13 protein-coding genes are annotated in these 15,371 nt (G+C 62.2%); 9 read left to right on the forward strand and 4 right to left on the reverse strand.

Going from position 1 to position 15,371, the window contains the following annotated elements; genetic code table 11:
• Positions 1–8: 8 nt before the first annotated feature.
• Positions 9–1,661, forward strand: coding sequence for a chaperonin GroEL (gene groL / locus PRtIB026_RS08285; protein ID WP_203647890.1), 1,653 nt, complete (start codon positions 9–11; stop codon positions 1,659–1,661).
• Between the two features lie 131 nt (positions 1,662–1,792).
• On the opposite strand, the gene PRtIB026_RS08290 is transcribed toward groL, so the two are convergent.
• On the reverse strand, positions 1,793–2,527 hold the full coding sequence (locus PRtIB026_RS08290; RefSeq protein WP_203647889.1) for a phosphatase PAP2 family protein: 735 nt from the start codon (positions 2,525–2,527) through the stop codon (positions 1,793–1,795).
• Between the two features lie 179 nt (positions 2,528–2,706).
• Here PRtIB026_RS08290 and colR point away from each other — a divergent pair, with 179 nt between their 5' ends.
• The 8 genes from colR (at position 2,707) to PRtIB026_RS08330 (ending at position 9,419) form a co-directional block, all read left to right on the forward strand.
• Positions 2,707–3,390: a two-component system response regulator ColR gene (gene colR, locus PRtIB026_RS08295; RefSeq protein WP_028689695.1), complete on the forward strand. Its 684-nt coding sequence runs from the start codon at positions 2,707–2,709 to the stop codon at positions 3,388–3,390.
• Positions 3,380–4,708: a sensor histidine kinase gene (locus tag PRtIB026_RS08300; RefSeq protein ID WP_186731955.1), complete on the forward strand. Its 1,329-nt coding sequence runs from the start codon at positions 3,380–3,382 to the stop codon at positions 4,706–4,708. The genes colR and PRtIB026_RS08300 overlap by 11 nt, the downstream gene beginning before the upstream one ends.
• 107 nt (positions 4,709–4,815) lie before the next feature.
• Complete coding sequence (locus tag PRtIB026_RS08305) at positions 4,816–5,496, forward strand: class I SAM-dependent methyltransferase (RefSeq protein ID WP_050703871.1); 681 nt, start codon at positions 4,816–4,818, stop codon at positions 5,494–5,496.
• 6 nt (positions 5,497–5,502) lie between these two features.
• Positions 5,503–6,204: a lipopolysaccharide kinase InaA family protein gene (locus tag PRtIB026_RS08310; RefSeq protein ID WP_203647888.1), complete on the forward strand. Its 702-nt coding sequence runs from the start codon at positions 5,503–5,505 to the stop codon at positions 6,202–6,204.
• On the forward strand, positions 6,201–6,431 hold the full coding sequence (locus tag PRtIB026_RS08315; protein WP_028689699.1) for a hypothetical protein: 231 nt from the start codon (positions 6,201–6,203) through the stop codon (positions 6,429–6,431). Before PRtIB026_RS08310 ends, PRtIB026_RS08315 begins: the two co-directional genes overlap by 4 nt.
• A 275-nt stretch (positions 6,432–6,706) precedes the next feature.
• Positions 6,707–7,831 (forward strand): IS481 family transposase, encoded by a 1,125-nt coding sequence (locus tag PRtIB026_RS08320; RefSeq protein WP_203646997.1) that lies wholly within the window; start codon positions 6,707–6,709, stop codon positions 7,829–7,831.
• A gap of 386 nt (positions 7,832–8,217) precedes the next feature.
• Positions 8,218–8,577 (forward strand): transposase, encoded by a 360-nt coding sequence (locus tag PRtIB026_RS08325; protein ID WP_075043813.1) that lies wholly within the window; start codon positions 8,218–8,220, stop codon positions 8,575–8,577.
• Positions 8,578–8,585: 8 nt separating this feature from the next.
• Complete coding sequence (locus tag PRtIB026_RS08330; protein WP_232857812.1) at positions 8,586–9,419, forward strand: IS3 family transposase; 834 nt, start codon at positions 8,586–8,588, stop codon at positions 9,417–9,419.
• A gap of 461 nt (positions 9,420–9,880) precedes the next feature.
• On the opposite strand, the gene PRtIB026_RS08335 is transcribed toward PRtIB026_RS08330, so the two are convergent.
• From PRtIB026_RS08335 to PRtIB026_RS08345, 3 genes are all read right to left on the reverse strand, one after another.
• A complete protein-coding gene (locus PRtIB026_RS08335; RefSeq protein ID WP_203647887.1) occupies positions 9,881–12,919 on the reverse strand; it encodes a multidrug efflux RND transporter permease subunit in 3,039 nt (1,012 codons plus the stop codon).
• A 13-nt stretch (positions 12,920–12,932) separates the two neighbouring features.
• Positions 12,933–14,075, reverse strand: a complete 1,143-nt coding sequence (locus tag PRtIB026_RS08340) for an efflux RND transporter periplasmic adaptor subunit (protein ID WP_203647886.1) — start codon at positions 14,073–14,075, stop codon at positions 12,933–12,935.
• Between the two features lie 198 nt (positions 14,076–14,273).
• Positions 14,274–15,371 (reverse strand): DUF1513 domain-containing protein, encoded by a 1,098-nt coding sequence (locus PRtIB026_RS08345; RefSeq protein WP_203647885.1) that lies wholly within the window; start codon positions 15,369–15,371, stop codon positions 14,274–14,276.

Below are 15,371 nucleotides of genomic sequence, written 5' to 3' on the forward strand. Positions count from 1 at the left end.
AAACGATCATGGCTGCTAAAGACGTAAAATTCGGCGATTCCGCCCGTAAGAAAATGCTGGTTGGTGTCAACGTTCTGGCTGACGCGGTAAAAGCGACCCTGGGCCCGAAAGGCCGTAACGTGGTCCTGGCCAAGAGCTTCGGCGCGCCGACCATCACCAAGGACGGCGTTTCCGTCGCCAAAGAGATCGAGCTCAAGGACGCTTTCGAGAACATGGGCGCCCAGCTGGTCAAGGAAGTCGCTTCCAAGGCCAACGACGCTGCCGGTGACGGCACCACCACCGCTACCGTCCTGGCCCAGGCCATCGTCAACGAAGGCCTGAAAGCCGTCGCTGCCGGCATGAACCCGATGGACCTCAAGCGCGGTATCGACAAGGCCACTGCTGCCGTTGTTGCCGAACTGAAAAACCTGTCCAAGCCATGCGCCGACTCCAAGGCCATCGCCCAGGTCGGCACCATCTCCGCCAACTCCGACAACTCCATCGGTGAAATCATCGCCGAAGCCATGGAAAAAGTCGGTAAAGAAGGCGTGATCACCGTTGAAGAAGGCTCGGGCCTGGAAAACGAACTGTCCGTCGTAGAAGGCATGCAGTTTGACCGTGGCTACCTGTCGCCGTACTTCGTCAACAAGCCGGACACCATGGTTGCGGAGCTTGAAGGCGCGCTGCTGCTGCTGGTCGACAAGAAGATCTCCAACATCCGTGAGCTGCTGCCAGTACTGGAAGCCGTTGCCAAGGCCGGCCGTCCGCTGCTGATCGTTGCCGAGGACGTCGAAGGCGAGGCCCTGGCCACCCTGGTGGTCAACAACATGCGCGGCATCGTCAAGGTTGCCGCGGTCAAGGCCCCGGGCTTCGGCGACCGCCGCAAGGCCATGCTGCAGGACATCGCCGTCCTGACCGGCGCTACCGTGATCTCCGAAGAGATCGGCCTGTCCCTGGAAACCGCCACCCTGGAGCACCTGGGTAACGCCAAGCGCGTGATCCTGTCCAAGGAAAACACCACCATCATCGACGGTGCTGGCCAAGAGTCCGACATCCAGGCTCGCGTCACCCAGATCCGCGCCCAGGTTGCCGACACCACTTCGGACTACGACCGTGAGAAGCTGCAAGAGCGTCTGGCCAAGCTGGCTGGCGGTGTTGCCGTGATCAAGGTCGGTGCCGGCACCGAAGTCGAGATGAAAGAGAAGAAAGCCCGCGTCGAAGACGCCCTGCACGCTACCCGTGCAGCCGTCGAAGAAGGCGTGGTGCCTGGCGGTGGCGTTGCCCTGGTGCGCGCCCTGGAAGCCATCAAGGACCTCAAAGGCGACAACGAAGAGCAGAACGTCGGTATCGCCCTGCTGCGCCGTGCTGTTGAAGCGCCACTGCGCCAGATCACTGCCAACGCCGGCGACGAGCCAAGCGTTGTCGCTGACAAGGTCAAGCAAGGTTCGGGCAACTTCGGTTACAACGCCGCCACCGGCGAGTACGGCGACATGATCGAAATGGGCATCCTGGACCCGGCCAAGGTTACCCGTTCGGCGCTGCAAGCTGCCGCTTCGATCGGTGGCCTGATGATCACCACCGAAGCTATGATCGCTGACGCTCCCGTAGAAGCCTCTGCTGGTGGCGGCATGCCAGACATGGGCGGTATGGGTGGCATGGGTGGCATGGGCGGCATGATGTAAGCCAGCCTCACCCCCTGCACCAAGGAAAGCCCCGGTTCGCGAGAGCCGGGGCTTTTTCATTTACCTCGAGGTGCAGTGGGGCTGCTTTGCAGCCCTTTCGCGGCACAAGGCCGCTCCTACAGGAAATCGCATTATCCTGTAGGAGCGGCCTTGTGCCGCGAAAGGGCCGCAAAGCGGCCCCGGCGATACAACACCAGGTAATACGACCCCAGCCCGATCAACCAGCAGAACACCGCCGTCCACACGTTGTGCGACAGGAAATGCGCGCCCTGCATCATCCGTCCGACTGACAGCACCGAGCCGGCCACGAAGGCTACCGCCAGCGCCACCCGCGCCAGGCGCGGACGCCGGTCGCGCAGCATGAAGAACAGGCCGAACAGGCAGAACCCGGTCGCGGCGTGTCCACCCGGCCAGCACAGTCCGGGCTTGTCGGTGGCCGGGCGTGGCTCCAGCAGCTTGCTGTAGGTCTCCTTGCCGCCGAACTGGGTCAGGCTCCACGGGCATTGCACCTGGGTCACCTTCTTCAGCGGCGTGACGAAGGCGGTCGACAGCCCCAGCGCCAACACCAGGCAACCCAGCTCGCGGCGCCAGCCCAGCAGCCGCTGCCAGACGAAACTCAGGGCGAAGCCGACCACGGCCAGCAGCCCGAAGACGATCACGCCCTGCTTGACCCGGTCATGCAGGATGGTCTCCAGCAGGTAGCTGTGGCGACCGATGAACTGACTGGCAACCGGGTCGTAGAACAGGTTGGCCACGTCCATATCCAGCGATGTCCATTCAAGCAGGACCAAGGCCACGGCGGTGACGAAAGGAATGCCCAGGTACAGCCACGGGTTGATCGGGCGAGGGCGCACGGATACCTGCATGGTGACTCCAGAAGATGGAAAAGACCGTGCATTGTCGGGTGCCCGCTATCCTGTGTGCGTGAATGATCGGTGAAAAAACTGTCAAGTTCGGTGATTTCTAGCCAGGGCATGGCACCATGCAGGCATTGGCCGTAAGCTGCGCCTGCCGCGTCCGGCGAAGCGCCGCACAGGAGACCTCGATGCGCATTCTTTTGGTTGAAGACAACCGCGATATTCTGGCCAACCTGGCCGACTACCTCGGCATGAAGGGCTACACCGTCGACTGTGCCCAGGATGGCCTGTCCGGCCTGCATCTGGCCGCGACCGAACACTACGACCTGATCGTGCTCGACATCATGTTGCCCGGCATCGATGGCTACACGCTGTGCAAGCGCCTGCGCGAGGATGCTCGTCGTGACACGCCGGTGATCATGCTCACCGCCCGCGACCAGCTGGACGACCGTCTGCAAGGCTTCCGCTCGGGTGCGGACGACTACCTGCTCAAGCCGTTCGCGCTGTCCGAGCTGGCGGCGCGTATCGAGGCGGTGCTGCGTCGCGCCCAGGGCGGTGGCCGGCGTACCCTGCAGGTCGCCGACCTGAGCTATGACCTCGATACCCTGGAGGTGACCCGCCAGGGGCGCCTGCTCAAGCTCAACCCGGTCGGCTTGAAGCTGCTGGCCGTGCTGATGCAGAAGAGCCCCCATGTGTTGCGTCGGGAAGTGCTGGAGGAAGCCCTGTGGGGCGACGACTGCCCGGACAGCGACAGCCTGCGCAGTCATGTCCACCAGTTGCGCCAGGTGATCGACAAACCGTTCGACAAGCCCCTGCTGCATACCGTTCATGGCGTCGGCTATCGCCTCGCCGAGGGCCGCGATGGAGTTTAAGCAGAGCCTTGCCCAGCGCATCATCATCGCTTTCGCGCTGATGAGCGCGCTGGTGGCCGGGGCCTTTGCCTTTGGCATTGTCGCCACGGTGCACCTGGTCGAGGAACGCTTGATCTCCTCGGTGCTTGGTGGCGACCTGCAACGCCTGTTGCGCATGGACAGCGTCAGCGACTGGAGCCACCGGCCACGCCCCGACCAGCTGTTCTATTTCAGCGGCGGGCGCGATGACTTCGAATTGCCCAAGGACCTGCGTCACCTGGATGCGGGCTTCCACGAGGTGTTTCGCGACCAGCTCTCGTACCATGCCATGGTCGAGATCGTCGACGGTCGGCGCTATGTGCTGTTGCAGGACCAGAGCGATTTCGAGGAGCGTGAACGGGTACTGTTCGCCGTGGTGGTGGTCGGCTTCGTGCTCAGCCTGGCCCTGGCGGTGATCCTCGGCTGGTTGCTGGCACGAAGGGTGATGGCGCCGGTGATCCGCCTGGCGCGCCAGGTGCGTCACCGTGACCAGTTGCTGGGGCTGGCGCCGCCGTTGGCGCCGGACTACGCGGCGGACGAGGTCGGCCAGCTGGCCGTTGCCTTCGACGATACCCTGGGGCGCCTGCGCGATGCCCTGACCCGCGAGCGGCTGTTCACCAGTGACGTCAGCCATGAGCTGCGCACACCGTTGATGGTCCTGGCGACCTCGTGCGAGCTGTTGATGGAAAACCCCGGCCTCGATGGGCGGGCGCGCAGCCAGGTCGAACGTATTGCCCGGGCAACCGAGGAAATGCGCGAACTGGTGAAGACCTTCCTGATGCTGGCCCGTGCCCAGCGCGATGAAGGTGCCGTCGCTTCACGGGCAAGCTTGCGCGAGGTGGGCGACGATCTGATCGGCGTATGGCGCGACACCATCGAGCAGAAGGGGCTGGCGCTTTACTACGATGGTCGGGTCAGTGCCAGCCCGGTGCTGTACAACGCCACGTTCCTGCAGTCGGTGATGGGTAACCTGCTGCGCAATGCGGCGCACTACACCGACAGCGGTTACATTCGCCTTAGCCTGGAGGCCAATGGCTTCAGTGTCGAGGACAGTGGCGTGGGGATTCCGGAGGAGCAGCGCGAGGCGATGTTCCGGCCGTTCGTGCGTGGCGACGAGCGCCGTGGCGAGGGCTTGGGCCTGGGCTTGTCGCTGGTGCAACGCATCTGTGACGACCAGGGCTGGCGCGTTACCCTGACCGCGACGCTTCCCCATGGCTGTCGCTTCCAGGTCGACCTGAGCCAGGGCACGAAAGTGGTGCAGGACGGTGAAGGCCGGGATGGGCTATTGGATCCTGATTAACGTCCTGTAACACCTGCATTGGTCGCTGACAGATTTTTCACACGGACATGACCTGATTCCAACGCTTGCCTGCCTAAGGTGAGCGCACTGGAGTCAGGAGATGTCCAATGCGTAGCCCCATCAAACTCGAATTCTCGGACAAGTACGACCGCAACCACGCCCGGGAATACTTCCTCAAGCATCAGGATGGCCTGGCTCGACGCCTTTCCCACCAGCGTGACGAGCAACTGGCCCGCCGCGCCCTGGCGCTGGCCGGTGAGCCTGGCCTGGTGCTCGACCTGCCCTGCGGTGCCGGGCGGTTCTGGCCGCTGCTGGCGGAAAAGGCCAACCGCGTGATCATCGGTGCCGACAATTCGGCGGCGATGATCGAGACAGCCTGTGCGTCACAACCGCCAGAGGTGGTTGCGCGGGTACGTCCCTTGCAGACTTCCGCGTTCGCTATCGACCTGCCGGACAACGCGGTCGACAGCATCTTTTGCATGCGCCTGTTTCACCATATCGGTGATCCGGCTCATCGAAAGACGATTCTTTCGGAGTTTCAACGGGTTAGCCGCGACAGCGTGATCCTTTCACTGTGGGTCGATGGCAATTTCAAGGCCTGGCGCCGCCGCAAGCTCGAAGCCAGGCGCAGTGCCCGGGCCGCGCAGGACAGCTATCAGAACCGCTTCGTGTTACCGGCGGCTACAGTTGAAGAAGAATTTGTGTCAGCGGGATTCAGAATTCAGGAACGACTCGACTTCCTGCCGTTCTATGCCATGTGGCGAGTGTACGTATTGCGCAAGGGGTAATGAGTGATGGCGGTAGCCCAGAATCAGTCCAGGCAGTTCGATTACTACTGGCAGCAGCAGGGGGAGTGGGTCGAGGAGCCCAACCAGCGGCGTGGCGGCGAGAGTGGCGTGCAGCGCCTGAGCGACGGTGATGGGCATCTGCTGTATGCCAAACGCCAGGTCGGGCACATCTACCGCAGCCTGCTGCATCCGTTCGGGCGCCCCACGGTGCTGCGCGAACTCGATGCGCTGAACAGTTTCGAGCAACTGGGTGTGCGGGTACCGCGGATTGTCTATGCCGGGGCCGAGCGGGACGCGGATCATCAGTGGCGGGCCTTGCTGGTCAGCGAGGCGCTCGATGGTTTCGTCGACCTTGATGCCTGGCATGCCGCCGGGGCCCGCGAGCATTACCCGCAGGCGGTGCACGAGCGCATGCTCAAGGATCTGGCCGACAACCTGGCGCGCATGCACCTGGGGCATTGGCAGCATGGCTGCCTGTACGGCAAGCATGTGTTCGTCAAGGTGCTGGGCGAGGGTGAACAGGCGCGGGTGGAAGTGGCGTTGCTGGACCTGGAGAAGTGCCGGCGGCGGATCAGTTGCCAGCGGGCGGCCTATAACGACCTGCGGCAGTTGCGCCGCCACTCGTCGTTCAACGAGGCGGAATGGCAGACCTTGCTCTATTTTTACCAAATGGCGTTTGGCAGCGCGGTCAAAGGTTTAGAGCAATGAAACTAGAAATCGCTCGAGCTTTGTTCCTGGTCGCGGCGTTGGCGGTGACCACGGCGGCGGCGGCGGCCTGGGAACAGCCGCGGCCTACGGTGTTCAGCAAGGCTGAGGTCGGTGGGGTGTGTCCGTTGCCACGGGTGGCCAAGGTGGAGCAGGGGCGGGCTGAGCCGGATCATGATCTTCTGTTGTTCTTGTTTGGGATGAGGCAGGGGTTACGGCCGTTTGGTTGACGTGGGTTTTGTGTTTTTGCGCCAGGGGTTTATTTATGAATCTCTGGCGTTTGTTTATTTGGGTTTTATAGTTGGTTGGTTGGTTGGTTGGTTGGTTGGTTGGTGTTTGTTTTTGAAGTTGTATGCGCATTCATTTGCGATGTCGACGCTTATTCACCTTTCCGCCCTTACGGCGGGTTACTTTGGTCTTGGTGTAGAGACCGGACACATGGTGGACACGTGTACGGAGACATGGTTGACACTTCCTGGCAGCCCCCTTTGCCAGGATTTTCGCCATGCCTTGGAACGTGAGAAACGCCATGAGCCTGAAAGAAGAGTTCGTATCCCTGGCGAGACAACCGGATGCCAATATTCGAGAGTTATGCCGACGTTTCAGCATCAGTCCTCAAACCGGATACAAGTGGCTGCGCCGTTTTGAACAAGGTGGCTCGGCCGCTCTACAGGAACGATCTCGGAGGCCGGCTAGTAGCCCTCGCTTGACCGAGGCTGCGTTGGAAGCAGAAGTCGTTGCACTTCGACAGGAGCACCCGGCCTGGGGCGGACGAACAATCAGCAGCCTGCTGAGCAAGCGTATTGCCCCCAGCACCGTCACCAACGTGTTGCACCGCCATGAACTGATCCAGAGCCCTGAGAAGGCGCGAGAGGCGCGGCTTAGGTTTGAGCACGATGCACCCAACGATCTCTGGCAGATGGACTTCAAAGGGCACTTCGCCCTGCAGCAAGGCCGGTGTCATCCGCTGACCATTCTTGACGACCACTCCCGCTTCAATTTGGCTATTCACGCTTGCGATAACGAGCGAGGAACGACGGTCAAGGAGAAGATGACTGAGGTCTTCCAGCGCTACGGCCTACCGGTCCGAATCAACGTCGATAATGGTGCTCCCTGGGGCTCACCGCGTAATCCTGGAGAGGTTACAGAACTGAGTATCTGGTTGATTCGACTAGGGATACAGATAAGTTTCAGTCGCCCATATCACCCTCAAACGAATGGCAAAATTGAGCGTTTCCACCGCTCCTTGAAGGCTGAAGTACTCGATGGGCGGCAGTTCTCGACCTTGATGCAAGCCCAGATGGCGTTTGACCGATGGCGGGAAATTTACAACTTACAGCGCCCTCATCAGGCTTTGGGGTATCAAGTGCCGATGGCCAGATATCACCCCAGCCCGTGGGCCTACCCCAACCAGCTTGAGGAATTTGAATATGGGCCAGACGATATCCTGGCCAAGGTTTATCACAGTCGCTTCCGCTTCCAGAAACGCTATTTCAGCATCGCAAAAGGGTTGGTCGGGCAGACCATAGCGATACGCCCTGGGCGAGACGGTGGGGACATGTTCGATGTCTATTTCTGCCATCAACGCCTGCGCACCATCGACGTGAATAAACCTGATTACGGACCATAATGTGTCAACCATGTCTGCGCACATGTGTCAGCGATGTGTCCGGTCTCTACATCTTGGCCAAAGTAACCAAAGCCGCTGCGCTCCATTCATCCGGCCCTACGCTTCGCTCCGGGTTCCCTCACTCCGGCCTTGCTCCCGGGAGGACCGCGCTGCAGGGCCCATCCTGGGCCCCAGCGCTTGACGGGCATCCATGCCCGTCACCTCCCTCCGCAAGACCTGCGTTCGGCCTCCTGAAGTCGCGCAAGTTACGGGCGGCGCCTGGGGTGGCGCAGCTGTCGCTAGTTGAAAGTTTAGTTAATCTCTCGATCGTATCGCGGGGCAAGCCCGCTCCTACACGACAGTCGCCGTTATATAAATCCCTGTAGGAGCGGGCTTGAACTGGCCTAATGATTTTGGACACCTTCATCGGGCGCTATGATGGCGCCCAATTGGAGGCAAAATCAGTGCGTAAATCTTATTCAAGAGAATACAAAGTCCAAGCTGCCGAAATGGTGCTGGACGGTGGGCAGTCAGTTCCTGAGGTCTGTGCCGCCCTTGGGCTGGGCCCTACCGCGCTTCGCCGCTGGGTTGATCAGGTGCGTGAAGAGAGAGCCGGTAAGGTACCTGCTGGAGCCAAAGCGATCACACCCGAGCAGCAACGAATTGAAGAACTCGAAGCGCTGGTTCGGCAAAAGGATCGGGATATCGAAATCCTAAAAAAGGCCAGTGCTCTCCTGCTTCGGGACTCCAAAGATCGTTCTCGCTGATCAACGAGCTGAGTGAGCAATACCCTGTTGTCGACTGCTGCCGCGTGCTTGGGGTTAAGCGCAGCAGTTTCTATGCGTGGCGCAAACGGCAAGGACGTGAAAACCCGGCCAGAGATGCGCTACGCCTGCTGGTAATCAAGCACTTCAACGCATCGCGAAGTGCTTCTGGCTCGCGAACCCTGGCGCAGGAATTGCGGCACGAAGGCCATGAAATAGGACGATACAAGGTGCGTGCGCTAATGCGTGAAGCTGGCCTGAAGTGCAAACAGCGCAGGCCGCACCGCTATCGGTCATCAGGGGCAGAAGCGTTGATCGCCGAGAATCAGCTGAAGCGCAATTTCAAGGTTTCGGCGATCAATGAGGTTTGGTGTGGCGATGTGACCTATATCCAGGTTGGCAGGCGCTGGCTGTACCTAGCCGCCGTGATTGACCTCTATGCCCGTCGCGTAGTGGGTTGGGCATTCTCGATGATTGCAGATGCCAACTTAGCTTGTAACGCCCTGCGCATGGCCGCTGAATCGCGGGGTAGGCCGGCGGGCGTAATGTTTCATTCAGACCAGGGCTGTCAGTACACCAGCCATAAATTCAGAGCCGCGCTCGATGAGTACAACTTGAACCAGAGCATGAGCCATCGAGGCCAATGCTGGGATAACGCTGCCATGGAGCGATTCTTCGGAGCATTGAAATCAGAATGGGTGCCGGCAGAGGGTTACGAGACCGAAGCGCAGGCACGAGTGGATATCCAGGCTTATCTGATGCGCTACAACCTCAAGCGCCTCCACAGCTACAACGGCTATGAAACGCCAGTAGCCATGGAGGAAAAGCTCAAGGCAGCGGCATGAACCTTAACCGGTGTCCAAAATTACTTGACCAGTTCAGCTTGCCCCGCGAAAGGGCCGGAACAGCCAATGCATAACTAATGCTCAAACAAATAACTTCGCGTTTCTTGCTCTTGCTCTTGCTCTTGCTCTTGCTCGGTGCTCTTGCTCTTGCTCTTGCTTCTAAGCGCGCGATAGCTCAGGCAACACCAATTGCGACTTCAGGAGGCCGAGCGGAGTTCTTGCGGAGGGAGGTGACGGGCATGGATGCCCGTCAAGCGCTGCGCCCCAGGATGGGGCGTTCAGCGCGGTCCTCCCGGGAGCAAGAACGGAGCGAGGGGACCCCGGAGCGCAGCGTAGGGGCCGGATGAACGGAGCGGAACGGTTTTGCCTACTTTTCCCTAGAGAAAAGTAGGTCGCCGTAAAGGCGAAAAGGTGACTAAATGTCGATATCGTCTACGAATGCGCATACAAAACCAAAACAATCACCCACGAACACCACCCCCTCCCTTATGCGCCAAAACACTATAAATACAAGGCAAAACAAACAACGTAAACAACGTCCCAACCGACATCCCGGTAGCAATCACCATCCCGATATCAAACCGACTCACCGCCCCGGCCCCAGAGGCCAAAATCAGGGGCACCATGCCAAACACCATGGCCGCCGTGGTCATCAGCACCGGCCGCAGGCGAATCGCGGCAGCCTCCTCGATCGCCTCACGTACTCCAAGCCCCCGCTCATCCCGTAGCTGATTGGCAAACTCGACAATGAGAATCCCATGCTTGGTGATCAGCCCGATCAGGGTCACCAAACCCACCTGGGTATAGATGTTCATGCTCGAAACCCCCAGGAACAACGGCAACAACGCCCCGCAGATCGACAACGGCACCGTCACCAGAATCACCAGCGGATCCCGAAAACTCTCGAACTGCGCCGCCAGCACCAGAAAGATGATCGCCAGCGCCAGGCCGAAGGTCACCCACAACGCGCTGCCTTCCTGGACGAACTGCCGCGCCGTCCCGGCATAGTCCAGCGAGAACCCCTCGGGCGCCTCCTCGCGGGCGATGGCGCGCACGGTCTCCAGCGCCTCGCCCATGCTCACCAGCGGCACGCCCTGGATGATCGCCGAGTTCAACTGCTGGAACTGGTTGAGCTGGCGCGGCCGGGCGCGGTCGCTGAGGGTGATCAGGGTCGCGAGCGGCAGCAATTGCCCCTGCTCGTTCTTCACGTAGTAGTTGTTCAGCCAGCCAGGGTTGGCCCGGTACGGGCGTTCGACCTGGGCGATGACCTTGTAGCTGCGGCCCTCCAGGGTGAAGCGGTTGATCTCGGCCTCGCCCAGCAAGGTCGCCAGGGTGCTGCCCAGGGTGTCCATCGACACACCCATCTGCGCCGCCTTGGCACGGTCGATGTCGATCACCACCTCGGGCTTGTCGAAGGCCAGGTCGATGTCGAGGAAGGCGAACTTGCCCGACGCCTGGGCGCGCTCCTTGACCTTCTGGGCCACCTCCAGCAGGGCCGGGTAGTCACCGGCGGTGTTGATCACCAGCTGGAACGGCAGACCCTCGCCAGTGCCGGGCAGCGACGGCAGGTTGAAGCCGAAGATCTGCAGCCCGCCGATCTGCTCAAGCTCGGCCTGCACCAGCGGCAACAGCTGCATCTGCGTGCGCTCGCGCTCGTTCCAGGGCTTGAGCAGGAAGCCACCGATCCCGCTCTGCACACCGTTGAAACCGTTGATCTGGAACGACGAATAGTACTCGGGGAAGCGCTTGAAGATCGGCGTGAACTGGTCAGTGTAGGCGTTGAGGTAGTCCAGGTTGGCGGTCTGCGGCGAGCTGCTCATCATGAAGATCACCCCCTGGTCCTCCTCCGGCGCCAGTTCGTTGCGGGTGAACATCAGCAATACCGGGATCAGGCACAGGATCAGCACGGCGAATACCAGCACCACCGGGCGGCTGTTCAGGGTGCCGTGCAGCAGGCGCTGGTAGCGTACCTTGAGCGCGTCGAAGATCAGGTCCAGGCGGTGCGCCAGGCCACTGGGGTTCTGCTCGTGACGCAGCAGCAGGGCGCACATCATCGGCGACAGGGTGAGGGCGACGATGCCGGAAATGACCACCGCCCCGGCCAGGGTCAGGGCGAACTCCTTGAACAAGGCACCGGTCAGCCCGGTGAGAAAGCCGATGGGTGCGTACACCGCGGCCAGGGTGATGGTCATAGACACCACCGGCAGGGCGATTTCGCGGGCACCTTCCAGGGCCGCGTCGAAGGGCGTCTTGCCCTCCTCGATATGACGGTGAATGTTTTCCACCACCACGATCGCGTCGTCCACCACCAGGCCGATGGCCAGCACCATGGCCAGCAGCGTCAGCAGGTTCAGGGAGTAGCCCATCATCTGCATGAAGAACAGCACGCCGATCATCGACAGCGGGATGGTCACCACCGGGATCACCACCGAGCGCAGGGCGCCGAGGAACAGGAACACCACGACGATGACGATCAGCACCGCTTCGCCGAGGGTCTTGATCACCTCGTCGATGGAGGCCTGGATGAACAGGGTGGCGTCGTAGGCGATGGATACCTTGAGGCTCGAAGGCAGCTCCTCTTCCAGTTGCGGCATGATCCGCCGCACCTCCTTGATCACCTCCAGCGGGTTGGCCGCCGGCGTGGCCTTGATGCCGATGTACACCGATGGCGTGCCGTCGAACGAACTGACCGTGTCGTAGTTTTCCGCGCCCATTTCCACCCGTGCCACGTCGCCCAGCAGAACCCGGCTGTCGCCGCTGGTCTTGACCGGCAGGGCGGCGAAGGCCTCGGCCGATTTCAGCTCGGTGGTGGCGTTGATGCTGGTGACCACGTACTCGCCCTTCACCTCGCCGGCGGCGGAGAGGAAGTTGTAGCGGCGTACGGCGTTGGTAACGTCCACTGCCGACAGGCCGAAGCCGGCCAGCTTCACCGGGTCGATCCAGATGCGCATGGCGAACACCTGGTTGCCGAGGATCTCGGCCTCGGCCATGCCTGGCAGGGTGGCCAGCTTGGGCTGGATGACCCTGGACAGATAGTCGGTGATCTGCGGGTTGCTCATCTCGTTGCTGTAGAAGCTGATGTACATCAGCGCCGAGGCATCGGCGGCTTCCTTGCTCAGCACCGGGTCCTCGGAGTCCTGGGGCAGCTTGTTGCGCACCTCGTTGGCCTTGGCCAGCAACTGGGTGAACAGGCGGTCGGTGTCGGCGCCGATCCGCGCATAGACCGAAATGATCGAGAAGTTCTGCCGACTCACCGAGGTCATGTAGTCGATGCCGTCGGCGCTGGCCAGGCTCTGCTGCAAGGGCTGGGTGATGTAGCCCTGGATGGTCTCGGCATTGGCCCCGGGGTAGGCGGTGGTCACGGTGATCAGGGCGTTTTCCATCTGCGGGTACTGGCGGATCTGCAGCTTGCTCCAGGCCTGCAGGCCGAGCAGCAGGATCAGCAGGCTGACCACGCAAGCCAACACCGGGCGGCGGATGAACGGGTCGGTGAACGCCATGGCCGCCTCCCGTTCACTTCGCGCCGGGCGCGGCGGGCTTGAGGGCGCTGTCGGCGCTGATGCGGATCGCCGCGCCGGGCGTCAGCTTGAGCTGGCCGGCGGTGACCACCTGATCGCCGGCCTGCAGCCCCTTGAGCACCACGACCCAGCCCTCGCGACGCTCGCCGGTCTGTACGGTGAGCTGCTCGGCGATCAATTGCGGCTGGCTGTTGGCGTCGCGCTGGGGCTGGCCGTCCTCGCCCTTTTTCTCGCTGACCCGGTACACCGAGTTGCCGTAGAGGGTGTAGGTGATGGCGTTCTCCGGCACCACCACCAGCGGCTGCGGGTCGGGCAACAGTACTTGCAGGCTGGCGAACATGCCCGGCAGCAGCTTGCCCTCGGGGTTGGCCAGGGTGGCGCGGACCAGCAGGTTGCGGGTGCTTTCCTCGACCTTGGGGTTGATCGCGCTGAGGCTGGCGGGGAAGGTCTGGTCGGGGTAGGCGGCCACCTGTGCCAGCACCCGCTGGCCGAGGCTCAGGTGCGGCAGCGCCTGCTCGGGCACATTGAAGTCGACATAGAGGCTGGACAGGTCCTGCAGGGTGGCGATCACCGTGCCGCTGGCCAGGTAGGCGCCGACATCCACCTGGCGGATGCCGATGGTGCCGCTGAACGGGGCGCTGATGCTCTTTTTCGCCAGCGAGGCCTTGAGTTGTTCGACCACCGCCTGGTTGCGCCGGTACTGGGTGGTCAGGCGGTCGAACTCGCCGCGGGAGATGGCCGAATCACCGACCAGCTGGCTGCCTCGGCCAAAGTCGACCTTGGCCAGCCCCAGGTCGGCCTGGGCGGTGCCGAGCAGGGCGGTTTCCTGGTCGCTGTCCAGTTGCAGCAACAACTGGCCGGCCTTCACCTGTTGCCCGGACTCGAAGTGCAGCGACTTCACCGTGCCGGCGACTTCCAGGCTCAGCTCCACGCCCTGATAGGCCTTGAGGCTGCCGACCGCCGGCAGGCGCTCCTGCCACTGGCGCAGCTCGGCCTGGGCCGCGGCCACGCTCACCGGCGGCCGGGGCTGCGAGAACATCTGCACCTGCTGGTAGATGGAAAAGGCCTTGATGCCCCCCAGGATCAACACGATCAGCAGGACGACGGCCAACATGATCAGCATGCGGCGGCGCAACATGGTCCGGTTCCCTGGATGTGGGTTATCTATTTGTCGGGCACGACCACGGGCGATCCGGCCCACGTGCAGTGGGGGAAAGTATTGTCGGTTTTTGCGAAAAGAGGAGGGATAAACTTGTGCCGGCCAAATCGCGGGGCAAGCCCGCTCCCACGTCAGGCCGTGGGAGCGGGCTTGCCCCGCGATAGCTTTTACGACAAATCAGACCAGGTGCAGGTGGTTATCCCAGAAGCCTGAAGGCAGGTTCATCGGCTGGCCGATCAGCTCTGCCTTGCGGCAATCGTAGAACCGGCAACGCCCCTGCCCGGAGGTAACGACGAAGCCATCCTTCACCGCCCCGACCCCGGCGCAATCTGGCATCGGCGCGTCGAGCTTCACCGCGCCGCTGTCCAGGTCCCAGATGAACAGGCGATTGGCCCGTGGCGCGGTCAGTGCCACCAGACGCAGGTCGCTGTGAATCGCGACGCTGGCAGTGTACTGGGCCATCGACTGCAGCTGGCGCTCCGGCACCGGGAAGGCCTTGAACGGCTCGCCCGGACGCTTGATCGCCAGCAGCTCGGCGGTCTCCTCGGCGCCACCCATGAACTGCTGGCAGGCGGCGATGGTGCCATCGTCGCCCACCGCCAGGTGGCGCACGCTGTTCATCTGCTGGGCCAGGGTCTCCTTGCTCAGCAGGGTGCCGTCGCGCTGCATCAGCACCAGGCTCGGCTGCATGGCGTCGAGGTTCATCTCTACCCGGCTCTCGGCCTCGGTGCGGATACCGCCGTTGGCCACCACCAGGGTCTCGCCATCGGGCAGCCAGGCCACTTCGTGGGGGCCGATGCCGTGGGTGGAAAGCTCGCCGCTGTGCACCAGGCGTTCGCCTTCGAAACGGTAGACGCCCAGTACGCCGCGACCGGGGTCGCTGGTGTCGTTCTCGGTGGTGTACAGCCACTCACCGTCCTTGTGGATCACCGCATGGCCGTAGAAATGCCGCTGCGGTTGCGAGGCGAGGGTCTGCAGCAGCCGGCCGTCATGCAGGTCGACCAGGTAGCTCTCGGTACCGGGGCGGCGCGCGACGAACAAGGCGATCGGCAGCGTCGGGTGGTTGATGATCGCATGGCAACGCTGGGCCACCTGGGTGCTGAACACCTCGGTGCCGTCCAGGCGAAAGCCCACGGCGTAGTGCTTGCCGTCGCCGTCGTCGCGCGCCGACAGCAGCAACGGTTCGCTGCCTTTGCCGCGGAACAGGCTCCAGCCGCCCAGGGTCAGGGCGCTGAGCAACACGCTACCGAGTTTCAGGGCCTGGCGTCGCAGCAT

It is taken from the genome of Pseudomonas sp. RtIB026, from assembly GCF_016861355.2.
GTDB lineage: Bacteria > Pseudomonadota > Gammaproteobacteria > Pseudomonadales > Pseudomonadaceae > Aquipseudomonas > Aquipseudomonas peradeniyensis.

Coding starts and splice junctions, on each gene's coding strand:
- groL (WP_203647890.1), top strand. CDS start 9: ATGGCTGCTAAAGACGTAAAATTCGGCGATTCCGCCCGTAAGAAAATG.
- PRtIB026_RS08290 (WP_203647889.1), bottom strand. CDS start 2,527: ATGCAGGTATCCGTGCGCCCTCGCCCGATCAACCCGTGGCTGTACCTG.
- colR (WP_028689695.1), top strand. CDS start 2,707: ATGCGCATTCTTTTGGTTGAAGACAACCGCGATATTCTGGCCAACCTG.
- PRtIB026_RS08300 (WP_186731955.1), top strand. CDS start 3,380: ATGGAGTTTAAGCAGAGCCTTGCCCAGCGCATCATCATCGCTTTCGCG.
- PRtIB026_RS08305 (WP_050703871.1), top strand. CDS start 4,816: ATGCGTAGCCCCATCAAACTCGAATTCTCGGACAAGTACGACCGCAAC.
- PRtIB026_RS08310 (WP_203647888.1), top strand. CDS start 5,503: ATGGCGGTAGCCCAGAATCAGTCCAGGCAGTTCGATTACTACTGGCAG.
- PRtIB026_RS08315 (WP_028689699.1), top strand. CDS start 6,201: ATGAAACTAGAAATCGCTCGAGCTTTGTTCCTGGTCGCGGCGTTGGCG.
- PRtIB026_RS08320 (WP_203646997.1), top strand. CDS start 6,707: ATGCCTTGGAACGTGAGAAACGCCATGAGCCTGAAAGAAGAGTTCGTA.
- PRtIB026_RS08325 (WP_075043813.1), top strand. CDS start 8,218: ATGATTTTGGACACCTTCATCGGGCGCTATGATGGCGCCCAATTGGAG.
- PRtIB026_RS08335 (WP_203647887.1), bottom strand. CDS start 12,919: ATGGCGTTCACCGACCCGTTCATCCGCCGCCCGGTGTTGGCTTGCGTG.
- PRtIB026_RS08340 (WP_203647886.1), bottom strand. CDS start 14,075: ATGTTGCGCCGCCGCATGCTGATCATGTTGGCCGTCGTCCTGCTGATC.
- PRtIB026_RS08345 (WP_203647885.1), bottom strand. CDS start 15,371: ATGCTGCGACGCCAGGCCCTGAAACTCGGTAGCGTGTTGCTCAGCGCC.